The organism is Roseateles sp., from assembly GCF_052436255.1.
GTDB lineage: Bacteria > Pseudomonadota > Gammaproteobacteria > Burkholderiales > Burkholderiaceae_C > Pelomonas.
Genome location: NZ_JBQVNP010000106.1, coordinates 1 through 17,568, shown reverse-complemented (window position 1 = coordinate 17,568; position 17,568 = coordinate 1). Strand labels below are relative to the sequence as shown.

Sequence of the window (17,568 nt, the reverse complement as noted above, 5' to 3'; positions counted from 1 at the left end):
CCCATCCAGGCGGCGCCTAGCGGCCGTCGTGCGCCACCTTGGGCCGACTCCGGTTCATCAAGCCGGCCCTCGTGGGGCCGGCCCGACCCGCCCGGCTTCAGCGGGGCGAGGCTGGGCCAGGGGCTTCAATACCCCAGCGTCGCCTTCGCGAAGACTTCGCGGGCGTGCACGGCACCCGGCTTCTGGCGAGCCCGGCTCAGCCCCAGGCTGACGACGCGTGCCAGGCCGATGCGATGTTGAAACACCAGCGACAGCACGCGCCCGGTGTCGAGCGCCGCGTCCAGGTTCAGGCCCGGCTCAGCGCGGCGGCTGAAGTGGGTCTGCTGGTGGATCAGCCGCAGCGAATCGCGGGGGCTGACGTGCAGCACGACCAAACTCTGCGCGCTGCGGTCGGTGAAAGCGCGCCGGCCGTCGGGCCCTTCGACATAGCCCAGGCCCAGGCGCTGCTCGAACTCCAGCCACAGCCCGCCGGGCAGCGGCGCGCGCAGTTGCGCCTGCAACTCGGCCTGCAGTCCCAGGCCGACGCGGTCGGCGTCCACATCCAGGCGGCGCCCCCACTCGACCTCGGCATGGAGGAGGTTCAGCAGCTCGCCCGGGTTGGATTCGAACCCCAGCAGCACGGTGCGCGTCGCATGCAGGCGGCCGCCGTTCCGGGCGCGGTGGCTGTCCAGGCCGACATGGCCCCAAACGCCGGTGTTGCGTGCCGCCGCGAACCAGAAGCCGGGCTGGATGAGGCGATCAACGACCTGGCCGGCGCCTACACCCAGCAGTGGGTCGGCCAGCGTGCGCGTCTCCTGGAGCTTGAGCGTGACCTCGCTCTCGTGCATCGCGACGAGCAGTTCGCGCGGGCCCAGGCGCACAAAGGCCAGCCCCGAGGCGCGGCGGATACCGCTCTGGTTGACGAAGCCGTTGTCGTTGGCAAAGCGCGGGCTGATCTCCTCGACGTTGACGTTGGCGATCAAGTCCGCGTCGCGGTGCTGCCAGCCCAGCCATGCACGGTGGCCGCGCTCGCGCTTGATGCGGAGGGCGCTGCCGTCCCCATCCAGCCCCAAGGTCGTGCTCGACAGCAGCAGGTGGCCGCGCCATTGGTCGCTGTCACCGGCCCGCCAGACGCCGTCGCTGCCGACGACCTGGGTCGTCCGCCCGTGGTTGAAGTCACGCCGCGACACCAGGCCAGCCAGGCCGAGGCCGCCGAACTGCATGCGCCCGCGCGCAAAGCCGGCCTGCGAGCCGTGTGGCTGCGTGCCAACGCGCGTCGCAAACGCGCCGGCGCGCAGTACGGGCCCGCCACCGGCGTCGCGCAGGTGCAGGGCCGTGGCCTCGGCGCTCGCGCCGCGCCAGGTGGCGCGCAGTCCCCAGTCGGGGTCGGTGATGGCGCGTGTGTAGAAGGCCGCGAGGCTGCGGTTCTCGCCGGATTCGTCGGGCTGGGTCGGGCCGACGACGTCCGAGCTTTCGAGGAAGAAGGCGCGCTTCTCCGGCACGCTCAGTGCGAAGCGGGTGTTGCCGGCCAGTTGCGGCTCGTCCAACTCGACTTGGGAGAAGTCAGGGTTGAGCATCGCGTCCAGCACCCAGTCGGCGCGTGGCCGCCACTTGAACTCGGCACCGAGCGAGGCCTTGCGGCCGCGGCGCGCTCCGTCCACGTCACTGCTGTGGCGCGTCGAGCGCAGCGTCAGCTCGGGGCGCAAGGCGATGAAGCTGCGTTCGCGCACCTGCTCGACGAGGTCGCCCAGGCCCTCCAGCGGCTGCAGTTCGGTGATGAAGCTCAGCGCATCCTTGGTGAGCGCGGGAGCGCTGACATTGAGCGTGCGTTCCTCGCGCGGGATGTTGCGCGCGACCATGAGGCGCCAGGGCGCGCCGCCCGTGTGCGGGAAGCGCAGCGCGGCGAGCGGCCAGCGCAGCTCGACGCTGTAGCCGTCAGGCAGGCGCGTGGCGGCGGCTTCGAGGTCGAAGTCGGGCGCAGCGTCCTCCTGGGCTTCCTCTGCCGCGTACAGGCCGTCCTCGACCGCGCCGGCCGCGCTGACTCGCACGAACTGCGCTGTGCGGCGGTGGCCGACCGGGTCGATGAAGACGGCGACATAGTCCTGGTCGGCCTTGACCTGGTCGCGCCGGGCCAGCGGCGCGCGGATGCGGCCTGGCTTGGGGTCCCAGGCGCGGATGCCGAAGATGAGGGCGTCGTCGGTGACCAGCACCTGCACGCTGGTGCGCCAGCGGGCGGGCTGCTTGTCGACGGGCAGGAATTGCGCAAAGCGCTCGTAAACGGGCGCTTGCTGCCAGGCCGGGTCGTCGAGGCGGCCGTCGATCACCGTGGCGGTTGCGCCGGTGGCCAGGCGCAGCGCGGTGGGAATAGCGGGGCCGGTGTGCGCCCAGGCGGGCAAGGCCAGCGCGCAAAGACCCAGGCCCAGGCCCAGGCCGAGGAGGCGAATTGTCATGACAGGGGGTCCGAGAGCGGCGGCCTTGGACGGGCGGCCGCGGGCATCGATGGGCTGGCGCCGTCAGTGCAGACGGGGCGGCAGCAGGCAGGCGGCGCTAAAGGCTCTCAGCGCGCGGTCTCAGCAGGGGTGAAGCACCTTGGCCATGATGTCCTCCTTGGCTGCCCATCGGGCCAGCTCTCGGTTCGAAGGCGCGCAGTGTAGCCACGCCCTTGACGCGCTGGCTACCCCGTTGCGCGCTTCTTGCGCGCCCGGCCGCTCAGCGCGCGGTCGTAGAGCCAGTTGGGCAGCAGCCGCAGCAGCTTGGCCAGCACGCCCATCTGCCACGGGATGACGCGGTAGCTGACCTGGGCCTGGATGCTGCGCACGGCCCGGTCGGCAAACTCGTCGACCGGCATCAGAAAGGGCATGGAATAGCGGTTGCCGCGCGTCAGCGGCGTGTCGATGTAGCCCGGCAGCAGCGTGACGACACGCACGCCGAAGGGCCGGCATTCACCGCGCAGGCTTTCGCAATAGGCGACGACCGCCGACTTGCTGGCGCAATAGGCGCCATGCCCTGGCAGCCCGCGGATGGCCGCCACGCTGGCGATGCCAACCAGGGTGCCCGAGCGGCGCGCCATCATCGCGGCGACAAAGGGATGGAAGGTCGCGGCCAGGCCGACGTTGTTGGTCGCGAAGGTGCGGCGCATGACGTCCAGGTCGTCGAAGTGCGCCGTGTCCATGCCGATGCTGATGCCGGCATTGGCAATGACCACGTCGGGCAGGCCCTGGGCGGCGATGCACTCGCGGCCGGTGCGCGCCATCGCGTCCAGGTCGGCCACGTCGGCGCCGTAGATCCTGAAGCGAGCCGCGTCCAGCTGCTGCTCGGCCGCCCAGCGCTCGACGTCGGCGGTGCGGCGTGCCACCAGCGCCAGCCGGGCGCCGTCGCGGTAGTAGCGCAGCGCCAGCGCCTGCCCGATGCCGCTGGAGGCGCCGGTGATGAAGACGAGTGCGCTCATCGGGACGGTTTGGAGATGATCTGGCCCTGCGCCCTGCCGGTGAACGTCACTTGCCCGGTCAGGTGGCGGTACTCGAAGTTCTGGGCAACCAGCGTCGAGCCGCCCTGGCGGATGGTGACGGGCAGGTGGGAGCGCAGGATTTCGCTGTTGGACAGCGCCTGCACGAAATCGCCGCGCATTTCCATCTGTGCCAGCGCGTTCTCGCCCGCGCCGGGCGGCAGGCGGCGCACATGGACGTCGCCGATCAACTGCATGTCGCTGCCGTCGCCATTGCTGAGGGCACGCCTGGCCTCGGCGATGGCCAGGCTGCCGTCCGGCGCGATGGCGCGCACGCGCACCTGGTCGATCTCGACGGTGTCGGTGTCTGGGTAGTGGCGCAGCTCGGACCCGGCCACCTGCACGTTGAGCCGGCCATCGGCGCCGATACGCTGGATCTCGAAGTTGGCCATGCGGTAGTCGGGAATGTGGCGGGGCGGCGCGAGCTCGCCCGGTTCATCCAGCAGCGGTGTGTTCTTGACCAGCCACCAGGTGCCGCTGGCGAGAAACGCCATCAGCAGCAGCGGCAGGTAGTTGGAGACCAGGCTCTGCAGGCGCCACAGCCAGGCGCGGGGCTGATGGCGGCGCGGCGCAGGCGCCGGCAGCGTGGTGCTCAAGCCTTGCCCCCGTCCAGCGTCGCGTGGTGGGCGTGCAGCAGGCGTTCGTAGTGGCCGGCGGCCATCAGCAGCACGTCGCAACACTCCCGCGCGGCGCCGTGGCCGCCCGCGGCGCGCGTCACGTGGTGGGCGATGGCCAGCACCTCGGCATGGGCGCCGGGTGGTGCGCAGGCAAAGCCGGCGCGCGCCATCAGCGGCAGGTCGGGCCAGTCGTCGCCCATGACGGCCACCTCACCCCAGCTCGCGCCGAGTTGCGCCAGCAGCGGCTCGGCGGCGGCCAGCTTGTCGCGCACGCCGTAGACCGCATGCTGCAGATCCAGGTCCGCCACGCGGCGGCGCACGGCCGGGCTGTCCCGGCCGGTGATGATGACCGGCGTGATGCCCACCTGCTGCAGCGATTTCAGCCCGTGGCCGTCCAGCGTGCTGAAGGCTTTGAACTCTTCACCCCGCTCGCTGATGTAGATGCGGCCATCGGTCAGCACGCCGTCGACGTCGAAGATCGCGAGCTTGATCGCCAGGCCTTCGCCTTGCGCCCGGATGAGAAGTTCGGGAGGAAAGTCGAGCGCGGCCATCAGATCACCTTGGCCCGCATCAGGTCGTTGATGCTGATGGCGCCGAGCAGCCGCTGATCGGCGTCGACCACCAGGACGACGGTGATGCGCGCGGCTTCCATCAGGTCGGCCGCGTCCACGGCCAGCGCGTCGGCGCCGACCGTGCGCGGCTTGGCATGGGCGACCTCGGCGGCGGTGAGGCCACGCAGGTCGCGGCCCTGCTCGACGAGGCGGCGCAGGTCGCCGTCCGTAAAGATGCCAAGAACGTGATCGTCGTTGTCGACGATCACGGCCATGCCCAGGGCCTTGGCGCTCATCTCGCGCATCAGGTCGGTGAAGCCGGTATCGGCCGCCACGCGCGGCAGCGCGTCGCCCGAGCGCATCAGGTCGTGAACGTGCGTGAGCAGCTTGCGGCCCAGTGCGCCGCCGGGGTGCGAGCGCGCGAAGTCCTCGGCCTTGAAACCACGCGCGTCCAGCAGGGCCACGGCCAGCGCATCGCCCAGCGCCATCTGCGCCGTCGTGCTGGCGGTGGGCGCCAGCTGCAGCGGGCAGGCTTCCTCGGCCACGGCGCTGTCGAGCACGACGTCGGCATGGGCGGCAAGGCTGGACTCGGCCCGACCGGTCATCGCGATGACCGGGATGCCCAGGCGCTTGAGGACCGGCAGGATGGCGTTGAGCTCGTCGCTCTCGCCCGAATTGGACAGAGCCAGCACGACATCGCCGCCGGTGACCATGCCGAGGTCGCCATGCGCCGCCTCGGCCGGGTGCACGAACAGGGCCGGCGTGCCGGTGGAGGCCAGCGTCGCGGCGATCTTGCGGCCCACATGGCCGCTCTTGCCCATGCCCATCACGGCGACGCGGCCGTGGCAGGCCAGCACCGTCTGCATGGCTTGGGCGAAGGCAGCACCCAGGCGCGGCGCCAGCTCCGCCAGGGCGCGGGCCTCGACCTCGAGCGCCTGGCGGCCAATGCGCACGGCGCGCTCAGCGGCAATCACTGAAGAACTCATGCGGCCAGTGTAGACAAGGGCCTGCTGGGCGGGTTTCCACGCGACCGGCGTGGCAGCCGCAGTCCTAGACTGGCCTCACAACACGGCAGGAGACACCGTGCAGAGAACCGACATCTCAGACTCGGCCTATTTCCACAAGGTCGTCGATTGCCAGTGGGCCTGCCCCGCGCACACGCCCGTGCCGGAGTACATCCGGCTCATCGCCCAAGGACGACATGACGAGGCCTATTGGGTCAACTGGGTGAGCAACGTCTTCCCCGGCGTGCTCGGGCGCACCTGTGACCGGCCCTGCGAGCCCGCTTGCCGGCGCGGCCGGGTGGAAGAGAAGCAGGCGGCCAAGCCCGAGCCGGTCGCGATCTGCCGCCTCAAGCGCGTGGCGGCGGACAACAAGAGCGACGAGTTCCGCGCCATGATCCCCAAGGCCGCCGCGCGCAAGGGCAAGCGGGTGGCCTGCGTGGGCGCCGGGCCGGCGTCGCTGGCGGTCGCGCGGGACCTGGCCTTGGAGGGCTACGCCGTCACCGTCTTCGACGGCGAAGCCAAGCCCGGCGGCTTCATCCGTACGCAGATCCCGCGCTTCAGGCTGCCGGAGCGCGTCATCGACGAAGAGTGCGGCTACATCCTCGGCCTGGGTGTCCAGTGGCGCGCCGGCGAGCGCATCGCCTCGATGAAGGCGCTGCTGGGCGAGGGCTTTGACGCGGTCTTTGTCGGCTGCGGCGCGCCGCGCGGGCGTGACCTGGCCCTGCCGGGGCGGCAGGAGGCCGCCGAGCAGATCCATATCGGCATCGACTGGCTGGCCAGCGTCTCCTTCGGCCATGTGACTGCCGTGGCGCCGCGCGTCATCGTGCTGGGCGGCGGCAACACGGCGATGGACTGCTGCCGCTCCGCACGTCGGTTGGGCGCCTCGTCGGTGACCGTCGCCGTGCGCAGCGGCTATGCGCAGATGAAGGCCTCGCCCTGGGAGAAGGAAGACGCCGAGCATGAAGGCATCCCCATCCTCGACTTCCATGTGCCGCTGGCCTTCGAGCATGTCGACGGCAGGCTGACCGGCATGCGCTTCAAGACGGCACAGACGGGTGAAGAGATCGTCATCCCCTGCGACGAGGTGCTGATCGCCGTCGGCCAGGAAAACAGCTTCCCGTGGATAGAACGCGACGCTGGCATCGCCTTCGGCGGCGACGGCCTGCCGGTGCTTGACGTGAAGACCTTCCAGTCCTCGCTTCCTCATGTCTTCTTCGGCGGCGACGCGGCCTTCGGCCCCAAGAACATCATCACGGCCGTGGCCCATGGCCATGAGGCCGCCGTCAGCATCGACCGCCTGCTGCATGGCGAGCCCGTCACGCAGCGCCCGCCGCCGCATGTCAACCTCGTGTCCCAGAAGATGGGCATCCACGAGTGGAGCTACGACAACGCCATCACCAACGACCTGCGCAGCAAGGTGCCGTGGACGGCTGCCGAGGTCGCGCTGGCCAGCATCAAGGTCGAGGTCGAGCTCGGCTTTGACGCCGCCACTGCGTTCAAGGAAGCCCAGCGCTGCCTGAACTGTGACGTGCAGACGGTGTTCGCGCCCAGGCTGTGCATCGAGTGCGACGCCTGCGTGGACATCTGCCCGATGGACTGCATCACCTTCACCGACAACGGCGACGACCTGCGTGAACGCCTGAACGCGCCGGCGCTGAACTTCATGCAGGACATCTACGTCGAAGGCGGGCTGAAGACGGGTCGCATCATGGCCAAGGACGAGGACGTCTGCCTGCACTGCGGGCTGTGTGCCGAGCGCTGTCCGACGGGGGCCTGGGACATGCAGAAGTTCCTGCTCGTCACGGCCAAGGCGGGCGCGGCCTGCCGCGACCACGCGACGCGCAAGGAGGCTGTATGACGACCCCCACGCGCGCTTCGCGCACTGCCCCCCGAGGGGGCTCGGCCTCCCTCGGGGCGGCCCGTCGGGAGGCCGCATGAGCCGCATCGAAGCCGTCAACGACTTCGTCGTCAAGTTCGCCAACGTCAACGGCTCGGGTTCGGCGTCCGCCAACGAGTTGTTCGCCCGCGCCATCCTGCGCATCGGCGTGCCGGTCAGCCCGCGCAACATCTTCCCGAGCAACATCCAGGGCCTGCCGACCTGGTACGAGGTGCGCGTCTGCGAGGCCGGCTGGCTGGGCCGGCGCGGCGGCGTGGACCTGATGGTGGCGATGAACCCGCAGACCTGGGCCCAGGACCTGGCCGAGATCCAGCCGGGCGGCTACCTGTTCTACGACAGCACCAAGCCGATGCCGGCCAGCGCATTCCGCCCCGACATCCACGTCATCGGCATGCCGGCCACGGCCATCTGCAACGCCACCTACGACGTGCCGCGCGAGCGCACGCTGTTCAAGAACATCCTCGTGCTGGGCGCCTTGAGCGAGCTGATGGGCATCGCGGCCGCGGTCATCGAGAAGCTCTTCGCCGAGCAGTACAAGGGCAAGGAGAGGCTGCTGGACTCCAACGTGCGCGCGCTGCACGCCGGCCGCGAGTTCGCGCGCGACCACCTGTCGGTGCAGCCCTTTGGCCTGCGCGTGAAGCCGGCCGATGCGGTCGGCGACAGGGTCTTCCTGGAAGGCAACGCGGCCACGGCGCTGGGCTGCATTTACGGCGGCGCCACCGTCTGCGCCTGGTACCCGATCACGCCGTCCTCGTCGGTGGCCGAGGCGTTCGAGAAATACGCGGTGAAGTTCCGCACCGACCCCGCGACCGGCGAGAAGCGCTATGCCATCGTGCAGGCCGAGGACGAGATCGCCTCCATCGGCATCATCACCGGCGCCGGCTGGAACGGCGCACGCGCGTTCACGTGCACTTCGGGCCCTGGCGTGTCGCTGATGACCGAATTCCTCGGCCTGGCCTATTTCGCCGAGATCCCCTTCGTCGTCATCGCCGTGCAGCGCGGCGGCCCCAGCACCGGCATGCCCACGCGCACACAGCAGGCCGACCTGCTGAGCAGCGCCTACGCCTCGCACGGCGACACCCAGCATGTGCTGCTGCTGCCCGAGGACCCGCGCGAATGCTTCGAGTTCGCCGCCGAAGCGCTGGACCTGGCCGAGCGGCTTCAGACACCGATCTTCCTGATGAGCGACCTCGACATCGGCATGAACCAGCGCCTGTGCGCGCCGCTGGAATGGAACGACGAGCGCCGCTACGACCGTGGCAAGGTCATGAGCGCCGAGCAGCTCGAAGCCGGCAAGGATTTCGCCCGCTACAAGGATGTGGACGGCGACGGCATCCCCTGGCGCACGCTGCCCGGCACCCACGCCAGCAAAGGCGCCTACTTCACGCGCGGCACCACGCGCAACGAGCAGGCCATCTACTCCGAGCGCGGCGACGACTACGTGCGCAACGTCGAGCGCCTGCGCGCCAAGTTCGCCACCGCCGCGCTGCTGGCGCCGCAACCGCTGGTGCGCGCTGCGGCGCAGAAGACCAGTGTCGGCGTCCTCTACTTCGGCTCCACCGCGCCGGCCATGGACGAGGCGCTGGCCGCGCTGGCCGAGGCGGGCATCCACATCGACGCGATGCGCCTGCGCGCCTATCCCTTCCCGCCGTCCGTCGCCGAGTTCATTGCCGCCCACGCCGCCGTCTTTGTCGTCGAGCAGAACCGCGACGCGCAGATGCGCCGCATGCTCGTCAACGAGCTGGAGGTGGCGCCCAGGCAGCTCACGCCGGTGCTGCACTTCGACGGCACGCCGATCACGGCGCGTTTCATTGCCGACGCGATCACGCGGCATGTACATGCGCTCGCCACCGCGCCGAGGAGCGCCGCATGACCTACCTCGCCAAACCCAGGCTGCACCATCCCAGCCTGACCCGCAACGCCGTGGGCTACACGCGCCGCGACTACGAAGGCAAGGTCTCGACGCTGTGCGCCGGCTGCGGCCATGATTCCATCTCCAGCGCCATCGTGCAGGCCTGCTGGCAGCTCGACATCGCCCCGCACCGTGTCGCCAAGCTCAGCGGCATCGGCTGCTCGAGCAAGACGCCCGACTACTTCCTCGGCGCCAGCCACGGCTTCAACACCGTGCATGGCCGCATGCCCAGCGTGCTGACCGGTGCCTACTTGGCCAACCGCGAGCTGCTCTACCTTGGCATCTCCGGTGACGGCGACTCCGCCTCCATCGGCCTGGGCCAGTTCGCGCATGCCATGCGACGCGGCGTGCGCATGGTCTACATCGTCGAGAACAACGGCGTCTACGGCCTCACCAAGGGCCAGTTCAGCGCCACGGCCGACAAGGGCTCGGTGGCCAAGAAGGGCGCCACCAACAACGACGCCGCCATCGACCTCGCGGCACTGGCCCTGCAGCTCGGCGCCACCTTTGTGGCGCGCAGCTTCTCGGGCGACAAGGCCCAGCTCGTGCCCCTGATCGAAGCCGCCATGCGCCACGGCGGCGCCGCCTTCATCGACGTCATCAGCCCCTGCGTGGCCTTCAACAACCATGCCGGCTCGACACGCAGTTATGACCATGTGCGCGAGCACAACGAGGCGCTCAACCGCATCGACTTCATCGACCTGGCCACCGAGCAGGTCGTCGAGCAGTCGCCCGACGTCATCGACGTGCCGCAGGCCGATGGCAGCACGCTGCGTCTGCGCCGGATGGACGCCGCCTACGACCCCGCCGACCGCCTCGGCGCGATGCACGCGATGCAGCTGCGCGCGGCGGCCGGCGAGATTGCCACCGGCCTGCTGTATGTCGACCCTGCCGCCAAGGACTGGCATGCAGCGCAGCGCACGGCCGCCTGGCCGCTCAACGCGCTGGCCGAAGCCGAGCTCTGTCCTGGCGCTGCCGCCCTGCAGAAAATCAACGCCGGCCTCAGATGAGCTCTCTGCGGCTCAGGACAGACCCAGGCTCGGCTCCTCGGCCGCCTCGTCCCTCGGCTTGGCTGCAATCGTCGCCAGCGCTAGCTCCGCGCTGTTCAACGCGCCCTCGATGAAGCCCTGGTAGTCCGAATAGGCCTCGCCGACGATGTGCAGGTTGCGCGCGCCGCTGCCGAAGTCGAAGGCCTTGAAGGCGTCCATCACCTTCCAGGAGCGCACGCCCGGCTGCCAGCCGTGGTTGGCGGCGCCATAGGGCGCGCGCGCCCAGTCGCGGATGCCGTAGGTGATGATGGAGTTGCGGATATAGCCCGCCGTCTCGGCCAGGCTCAGGCCGCCGAAGATGCGTCGGGCGTTGTCGGTCAGCTTCAGGGCGGACTCGGCGCTCGACTCTGCCGAGCGCTTCACATCGCGCGCGACGAAAAGGGCGAAGGCGTCGACGATGCGCGCGTTCTGGTCCACCTCGGCGCGGTCGTGCCGGTCGCCGTCGATCACGTAGTGGCGCCAGAACTCGGTCGAGGGCCGGTCCATGTAGAGCAGCACCATGCCATGGCCGTCCGCGTCGGCGCCGGGCGGGCGGCGGAAGTAGTGGATCTCGCGCGTCGGCATGCAGTTGGCGTACTGCTGCGGCGGCTGGCCGTAGCTCCACCAGGGCGTGTTGCAGACGAAGAAGACCTTGAGCATCGGGAAGCCGTTGACGCTGTCGAGCTGCGCGGCGATGTGCTCGGGCAGGTGGCGCGTCAGCTTGAGCAGCGGCAGCCGCGGCAGCGCCAAGATCAGGCGCTCGGCCCGCAACGTGACGGCGCCGTTCTGCGTGGCCACGTCGAGCGATAGCGTCGGCTTGCCCAGTTCCACCGGGCGCACGCCCATCAGCCTGTGGCCGCCGGCCAGCGTCACGTTCGCGTGGCCGCGCAGCCGGGCCAGCAGCCCGTCCGTAAGCTTGGCCGAGCCCCCCTCGATGCTGGCCAGCTGCTGGCCCACCGTCTTGAGCGCACGCAGCCACCAGATGATCCACTCGGCCGCGTTCAGGTTCTCCGGAATCATGTGATAGAAGGTTCCGGTGTCGCGCAGCTTGACCAGCGCGCGGTGGCTCAGCACCCCCTGCGCCGACAGCGCGTTCCAGAAGCCCATGTCCCACAGCGGCTGGCCGTGCAGCTGGGCGTGCTTGCGCAGGCGCATGTAGTCGGCCTCGGTGAGGGCATCGATCCAGGCCTGGTCCTGCGGGTCGCGGCCCATGATGAGCATGATCCCGCGCTTGAGCAGCTGCAGCGAATTCAGCCCGCGCTCGGCCTCGGGCAGGTCCAGATCGTCGGTGCCGGCCTGGTCGGCCGAGGGCCCGAAGAAGTCGACCAGCCCGACGCCCAGCTCCGCGCACAGGGCCGCAAAGCGCGGCTGCAGCGTCGGCTCGAAGCGCATCGGCCCGTACTCGGCTGTGAAGCCGTCCATGTCCTCGGTCTCGATGCGCCCGCCCCAGCGGTCGGCCGACACCTCCAGCACGAGGATGCGGTGGCCGGCGTCGGCCAGGCGCAGCGCGCAATACAGGCCGGAAACGCCGCCGCCGGCGATGACGATGTCATAGGTCGTCATGGCAATGCTCCACTTGTATGTACAACTGGGGCGGGAGCATATCGGAGGGCCTTGGTGCACAAGGGCGCGGTTGCCGAAGTGACGGGATGCGCGGAGGCTGCGGGCGCTTGACGGTGCGTCGGCCAGGCCAGGCCAATCGCCGCAAACCCGGCCGCGTTTTAGGCGGGCTTTGCGGACCTAGGATCCATATCGACTTTATTTAAATTGCATTGTTAGCACAATTAAAATATAGTCAATTCACAATGCGCACCAGCAAAATCCAGCAAGCCAAGTACCGCGAGCAGATCCTGCGCGCGGCCGTCAAGCTGATGAGCGCGCAGGGCTACGAGGCCACGACGCTCAAGCAGATCGCCCGCGAAGCCGGCGTGGGTGACGTGACCGTCTACAACTACTTCGCCAGCAAAGAGCGGCTGCTGCTCGGCTACTTTGAGGCCGTGGCACTGGGTGCCATTGCGCAATGGCAGGCCACGCCGGATGAGGCCACGTTCACCTTGCGCGAGCGCTTGCAACTGCTGGTCGACGCGCTGCTGGCCCAGCTGGCGCCGGATCGCGCCTTTGTCGGCATTGCGCGGCGCGTGCTGCACAGCACGCCGCTGCTGGTGGCCGATGCCGGCCTGCCTGGGCGTGCCGCGCTGGCCCTGGCCGTGGAGCAGATGCTGAGTCAGGCCGAGGATGCCGGCGAGATCGCAGCCTGCGGCTTCAAGGGCGCCGTGGGCACGTTGATGGTGGACTACTGCTATGGCCTGATCGCCTTCTGGCTGCGCGATGAGTCCGAACACGCTGGCGACACCACGCAGCTCGTCGATCACAGCCTGGACCTGCTCGTGCTGGTGTTGCAGACCGGCCTCGTGAACAAGCTGCTCGCCCTGGGCGGGCTGGTGCTGCGCAGCCAGATGGGGCGCTGGTTGGAGCAGGGGCCGGCCCTGGTGCAGGCCCTCGGTCTGCTCAAGGCCGGGCTGAAGGGGGGCCGCGCATGAACATCGGCTTTGCCATCGGCGGCGCGCTCAGCTTTGCGGCCGCCTTGCTGCACCTGGCCATCATCGTGGGCGGCGCCAGCTGGTATCGCTTCTTCGGGGCCGGCGAGGGCTTCGCGCGGGCGGCCGAGGCTGGCCACTGGGCACCGGCCTTGACGACGCTGGGCATTGCCGTCGTGCTCTTTGTCGCGGCCGGCTATGCCTGGGGTGCCAGCGGCTTGGCGCCGGCGCTGCGGGGCCTGCCGTGGATGCGCCCGGCGCTCTTGGTCGTGACGGCGGTCTATGTTCTGCGAGGCTTGGCGCCACTGCCTCTGGCCTGGCTGGCGCCAGCGCAGCTCACGCCCTTCGTTGGGTGGTCATCGGCGGTCTGCCTGGGCTTCGGGCTGACCCACCTGTGGGGCTGGTTCAAGGCATGAAAACCGGCCGTCTTTCCCGCAGCAGCGTCGCCGCCGGTGCGGCCCTGCGTCTGGGCTCCGCCCAGCTGCTGCACGACGCCAGGCGCCGCCTGGGTGCCGCGCCTGACGAGCAGGCCCATCAAACGCAACTGGGCGACATCCTCTTCAAGGCCCTCGACCAACTCAAGGGCACGGGCCTGAAGGCGGCGCAGCTGCTGAGCCTGGACCTGGGCGTGCTGCCCGAGGGACTGCGCGAGCGCCTGGCCCAGGGCCACCACCAGGCCACACCGGCGCTCAACCGCGCGCATGTCATCCAGTTGCTGCGCCAGGAGCTGGGCGGCGCGCCGCAGGAGCACTTTGCCGAGTTCGAGCCGCAAGCCTTTGCCGCTGCCAGCCTGGGCCAGGTGCACCGGGCCCGCGCCTTCGACGGCGAGCGCCTGGCTGTCAAGCTGCAATACCCCGGCATGGCCGCAGCCGTTCGCAGCGACCTGCGCTTGCTGCGCGGCCTGCTCGGCACGCCGGGATTGGGACTACCCAGCCCCGGGGTGGTGGGCAGCACCTTGGACGACATCGAACTCAAGGTGCTCGAGGAGCTGGACTACCGGCGCGAAGCGGCCGAGCTGGACTGGTTCCGCGCCCACACCAACCACCCCCATCTTGTGCTGCCCCGCGTGCGCCATGAGCTGTCCGGCGCCCGCGTCCTCAGCCTGAGCCTGCTGGACGGCCTGCACCTGGACGCCTGGCTGAACACCGCGCCGTCGCAGGCTGAGCGAGACCACTTCGGCCAGCTCTTGTTCGACCAGTTCTGGCATGGCGTGCGCCAGCTGCGCCGCATCCAGGCCGATCCCCACCCGGGCAACTACCTCTTCATGCCGCAAGGGCGCCTGGGTCTGCTTGATTTCGGCCGCACCCTGGCCCTGGGCGAGGGCTTTTGCGCCGGCCTGCAAGCGGCCTGGGCGGCCCACGCGGCCGGGCAGTCCGAGGACCTGTTCAAGGCCTACCTGGCCATGGGCCTGCTGTCCCCGGACCTGAGCCTGGCCCGCTTCCGCACCGAGCTGCTGCCGGCGCTGCGTCCGCTGCTCGACTGGCAGATCCTGCCCTGGCGCGAGCCGGTTTTCGACTTTGCCCACCATCTGCTGCCGCCGTCACTGCAAGCCGGCCGCGCCGTCCGCCGGGAGGTCGTCACGCGCCACCTCCACCGCATCCCGCCTGAGATGCCCTTCTTTGATCGCAGCCACATCGGCCTGACCGAACTGCTGCGTCGGCTGGGTGCCCGGGTGCACACCGGTTCACTCGGGAGCGCTGCCGCATGAAGCCCGAGCCTCAGCCGAGCAGCCCGCCGCCGGGCGCACGCATCAGGGCGCTGCTGCCTGGCGCCTACTTTCACGACGCCTGGGCGGTCCTTGCTGCCCGACCCGAGCTCACGCCGCTGGAGCAGTTCCTGCGCGCTGCGCGTGCCACGCCCGCCTGGGTCGAGTCCTGCATGCGTCTGCGCAATCGTCTGGTGCGCCCGTTCGGGCTCAAGAACCTGGGGGACATGGCCGCGTTGCCGCCCGACCGAAGCGCCAGCGCCTACGGTGTGGGGGACCGCGTCGGCATCTTCACGCTGTTCGAGCAGCATCCCGACGAGGTGCTGCTCGGCGACCGCGACCGCCACCTGGATGTGACCTTGTCGGTGCACCAGGCGGGCGGTGTGGTCACGCTCACCACCGTCGTCCACATCCACGGCCTGCTCGGGCGTCTCTACATGCTGCCCGTGGCACCGATGCACCACCTCATCGCACCCGCCGTCCTGCGTCGGGTCGGCCAACCGGAGTCATCATGACCTTCACCGCGCGTCGCCCCTGGATCGGCCCTTGGCTGATGTTGGTGGCCGTCATTCACACCGTCTTTGGCTTGGTTGTCTTTGCGCCGGTGCTCAGCGGCATGCTCGAGCGTGGCCTGTTCAACTCAGTGGGCTCAGACGCCATGGCCGGTGCAGTCACCTGGTTCATGCTCTTTGGCGGGCCACTGGCCTTGGTGGGCTGGCAGGTCTGGTCGGCCGAGCGGCGCGCGGCGTGGGTAGAACTGCGGGTGCTGGGCTGGGGCATCCTGGCCCTCACCATCCTCGGCCTGCTGCTGATGCCGATGTCCGGCTTCTGGCTCGCCCTGCCTGCAGCCTGGGGACTGTTGCGCAGGCCCACAGGCACACGCGTGCAGGGATGACAAGACCAGCAGCAGGACCATCTGACGGCAGCGGACCGCGGCAACCGCCGCTGCGGCATCAACTGGCCAAGGCCCTCAACAGCAACCAAGCCGGCAAGCCCAGATACAACGCGGCCAGCCCCAGCCGCTCCAGCCAGGCGCGCGACACCATCGCTTGCTGAGGGCGTACCAGCGCGGCCGTGAACGTCCCCAACTCGATCACCGCCCGTAGCGCCGCCGCACACAGCACCACGCCGGCAATCCACGCCGCCCACCACAGGCCAAAGCCCGTCAGGTAGGCGCCCAGCCCGAAGCTGTAGAACTCGCCGAGGGCGCTGCCGTAGGCGATCTTCTGGTGCAGCTGGAAGGCCGGCATGGCCAGCAGCAGGGGCAGCAGCATGAACTTGAACGCGGGCCGTGCGAGGCGGCTGGGTGGCAGTTCTGCGCGACAGCGGGCCTGGGCCCACCAGGCCCGCTGTCGCGGCCGCTCCTGCACGGGGGCGCCGAGTGCGCGAGCCAGGGCCCAGGGGTCGCGCAGCGCCAGTCCGTGGGGCCAGGTCTTGCCTGATTTCATCCGCAGCGACGCGCCCGGGCCGGGCAGGGGCAGGCGCCAGGGTTCGACGGCGGCGATGTCTTGCAGCGGGATGTCCAGCCGCCGCGCGCCGCGTGTCAGCACCAGCCGGCCATCCGCCAACGTGGGCCGCGCCGTGCAGACGCGCAGCAAGGCCCAGGTCGCTGCCTCGGGGATCAGGCATACCGCCGTGAACATGCGCAGCAAGGCGAGTGTGTTCGTTTGCAGCGCGCCATCGCCCCACAGCGCGGCCGCGCCGATCGCCAAGGCACCGCCACGCGAGAGCAGGCGCAGCAGGCCGGCCACCCCGCGCGCGGCGCGCGGCAGCACGAGCAGTTGGGCCGGCAGCGCTGCCGGCGTATCGGCAGGCACCCCACCCACCCAGCGGCGCAGCACCGGCAGCAGGGCCAGCCCGACGAGCAAGCCGGCCGCCGCACGCCCGACCCAGTCACCCCAGCGGACCATCAGCGTGGGTGCCGGGTCGCGCACCGGCAGATCGCCGATGACGAGGGTGCGCTCGCCCATGCGCGTACCGGCGATGACGTCGCCGTTGGCAGCAATGACGGCGCTGTAGCCGTTGGTCGTGACGCGGAACTGCGGCAGGCGCGTCTCGATGCTGCGGAAGGCCGCGACGGCCTGGTGCAGCGCGGCACCTTGGGCGTGGGCGCTGAACCATGAGTCGTTGGACATCGTCAGGATGAGCTGCGCCCCCAGGCGTGCGCCGGCGATGGCCAGGCCCGGGTCGGTGTCGTCCAGGCAGATCAGCGGCAGCACCGGCACGTCCCGCCCCCCGGACACGCGCAGCGGCATGACGCGTGCGCCGCTGCCCGGCCGCCAGGCGCCCGCACCGGGCAGCCAGCGCCGCACGGTCGGCGTGTCCAGCCAGGCGGGCAGGTATTCCGTGAACGGGAAGAGCCGGGTCTTGCGGTACATGCCCAGCAGGCCGGTGCCGGGCGAGACAAAGGCGGCGGCGTTGTACTCGCCATCCGCGTCGCGGTCGTAGGTGCCGAAGACGAAGGGCACGCCGGCGGCGTCGATGGTCGCCCCGATCTCGGCGTCCAGCTCGGCGCCGGCCTGGCTCTTGGGCTGGCCGAAGCTGGTCGGGTAGACCGTCTCGGACCACAGCACCGCGTCCACCTGCTGGCGCTCGACGGCGTCGAAGCTCATCGCGAAGTGGATGTCGAGCACCTCGCGCACGACGGCCTCGGCGCCCCGCTCGCGGCGCAGGCGCTCATAGTCAGTGAGGTTGGATTGCACCAGCCCCATGCGCAATGGCCGGTCCGCAGCGGGCGGCTCGGGCTGCAGCGCGACCAGGCCGTAGCCGGCCAGCAGCAGCGGGCCGACAGCTGCCAGCGCGAGTGGGGCGGCCACCGCGCGCAGCCCTGCGT

Annotated in this window: 15 protein-coding genes; 8 read left to right on the top strand and 7 right to left on the bottom strand. The window is 70.1% G+C overall.

Features of this window, described 5'->3' with window-relative positions; translation table 11 throughout:
• Positions 1-125: 125 nt before the first annotated feature.
• The 5 genes from ACT6S0_RS19795 to ACT6S0_RS19775 all read right to left on the bottom strand — a co-directional run bounded on the left by ACT6S0_RS19795 (position 126) and on the right by ACT6S0_RS19775 (position 5,638).
• Entirely contained in the window at positions 126-2,429 is a 2,304-nt protein-coding gene (locus ACT6S0_RS19795; protein WP_444765500.1) for a carbohydrate binding family 9 domain-containing protein, read from the bottom strand.
• Between the two features lie 224 nt (positions 2,430-2,653).
• On the bottom strand, positions 2,654-3,427 hold the full coding sequence (locus ACT6S0_RS19790; protein WP_444765499.1) for an SDR family oxidoreductase: 774 nt from the start codon (positions 3,425-3,427) through the stop codon (positions 2,654-2,656).
• Positions 3,424-4,080, bottom strand: a complete 657-nt coding sequence (lptC, locus tag ACT6S0_RS19785; protein WP_444765498.1) for an LPS export ABC transporter periplasmic protein LptC — start codon at positions 4,078-4,080, stop codon at positions 3,424-3,426. The genes ACT6S0_RS19790 and lptC overlap by 4 nt, the downstream gene beginning before the upstream one ends.
• Positions 4,077-4,652: a KdsC family phosphatase gene (locus ACT6S0_RS19780; protein WP_444765497.1), complete on the bottom strand. Its 576-nt coding sequence runs from the start codon at positions 4,650-4,652 to the stop codon at positions 4,077-4,079. The genes lptC and ACT6S0_RS19780 overlap by 4 nt, the downstream gene beginning before the upstream one ends.
• Positions 4,652-5,638, bottom strand: a complete 987-nt coding sequence (locus tag ACT6S0_RS19775) for a KpsF/GutQ family sugar-phosphate isomerase (RefSeq protein WP_444765496.1) — start codon at positions 5,636-5,638, stop codon at positions 4,652-4,654. The genes ACT6S0_RS19780 and ACT6S0_RS19775 overlap by 1 nt, the downstream gene beginning before the upstream one ends.
• Positions 5,639-5,735: 97 nt before the next feature.
• Here ACT6S0_RS19775 and ACT6S0_RS19770 point away from each other — a divergent pair, with 97 nt between their 5' ends.
• The 3 genes from ACT6S0_RS19770 (at position 5,736) to ACT6S0_RS19760 (ending at position 10,475) form a co-directional block, all read left to right on the top strand.
• Positions 5,736-7,514, top strand: a complete 1,779-nt coding sequence (locus ACT6S0_RS19770) for an FAD-dependent oxidoreductase (protein WP_444765495.1) — start codon at positions 5,736-5,738, stop codon at positions 7,512-7,514.
• A 76-nt stretch (positions 7,515-7,590) separates the two neighbouring features.
• Positions 7,591-9,426 (top strand): 2-oxoacid:acceptor oxidoreductase subunit alpha, encoded by a 1,836-nt coding sequence (locus tag ACT6S0_RS19765; RefSeq protein WP_444765494.1) that lies wholly within the window; start codon positions 7,591-7,593, stop codon positions 9,424-9,426.
• Positions 9,423-10,475 carry a 2-oxoacid:ferredoxin oxidoreductase subunit beta gene (locus tag ACT6S0_RS19760; protein ID WP_444765493.1) on the top strand — a complete coding sequence of 351 codons (1,053 nt, stop codon included), beginning with the start codon at positions 9,423-9,425 and terminating at the stop codon, positions 10,473-10,475. The genes ACT6S0_RS19765 and ACT6S0_RS19760 overlap by 4 nt, the downstream gene beginning before the upstream one ends.
• Positions 10,476-10,487: 12 nt before the next feature.
• On the opposite strand, the gene ACT6S0_RS19755 is transcribed toward ACT6S0_RS19760, so the two are convergent.
• The gene (locus tag ACT6S0_RS19755; RefSeq protein WP_444765492.1) at positions 10,488-12,056 is read right to left on the bottom strand and encodes a flavin monoamine oxidase family protein; all 1,569 of its coding nucleotides are present in this window, start codon (positions 12,054-12,056) and stop codon (positions 10,488-10,490) included.
• Positions 12,057-12,298: 242 nt separating this feature from the next.
• Between ACT6S0_RS19755 and ACT6S0_RS19750 the strand changes: the two genes are divergently transcribed.
• From ACT6S0_RS19750 to ACT6S0_RS19730, 5 genes are read left to right on the top strand one after another with little or no spacing between them, the layout of a single operon-like run.
• Complete coding sequence (locus ACT6S0_RS19750; protein WP_444765491.1) at positions 12,299-13,033, top strand: TetR/AcrR family transcriptional regulator; 735 nt, start codon at positions 12,299-12,301, stop codon at positions 13,031-13,033.
• Positions 13,030-13,446 (top strand): hypothetical protein, encoded by a 417-nt coding sequence (locus tag ACT6S0_RS19745; RefSeq protein WP_444765490.1) that lies wholly within the window; start codon positions 13,030-13,032, stop codon positions 13,444-13,446. The genes ACT6S0_RS19750 and ACT6S0_RS19745 overlap by 4 nt, the downstream gene beginning before the upstream one ends.
• Positions 13,443-14,738 (top strand): ABC1 kinase family protein, encoded by a 1,296-nt coding sequence (locus tag ACT6S0_RS19740; protein ID WP_444765489.1) that lies wholly within the window; start codon positions 13,443-13,445, stop codon positions 14,736-14,738. The genes ACT6S0_RS19745 and ACT6S0_RS19740 overlap by 4 nt, the downstream gene beginning before the upstream one ends.
• On the top strand, positions 14,735-15,250 hold the full coding sequence (locus tag ACT6S0_RS19735) for a DUF2867 domain-containing protein (RefSeq protein WP_444765488.1): 516 nt from the start codon (positions 14,735-14,737) through the stop codon (positions 15,248-15,250). Before ACT6S0_RS19740 ends, ACT6S0_RS19735 begins: the two co-directional genes overlap by 4 nt.
• Complete coding sequence (locus ACT6S0_RS19730; protein WP_444765487.1) at positions 15,247-15,630, top strand: DUF6463 family protein; 384 nt, start codon at positions 15,247-15,249, stop codon at positions 15,628-15,630. The genes ACT6S0_RS19735 and ACT6S0_RS19730 overlap by 4 nt, the downstream gene beginning before the upstream one ends.
• Before the next feature lie 58 nt (positions 15,631-15,688).
• On the opposite strand, the gene lnt is transcribed toward ACT6S0_RS19730, so the two are convergent.
• Positions 15,689-17,568: apolipoprotein N-acyltransferase (gene lnt, locus ACT6S0_RS19725; protein ID WP_444765486.1), on the bottom strand; the 1,880-nt coding region annotated here is incomplete at its 5' end.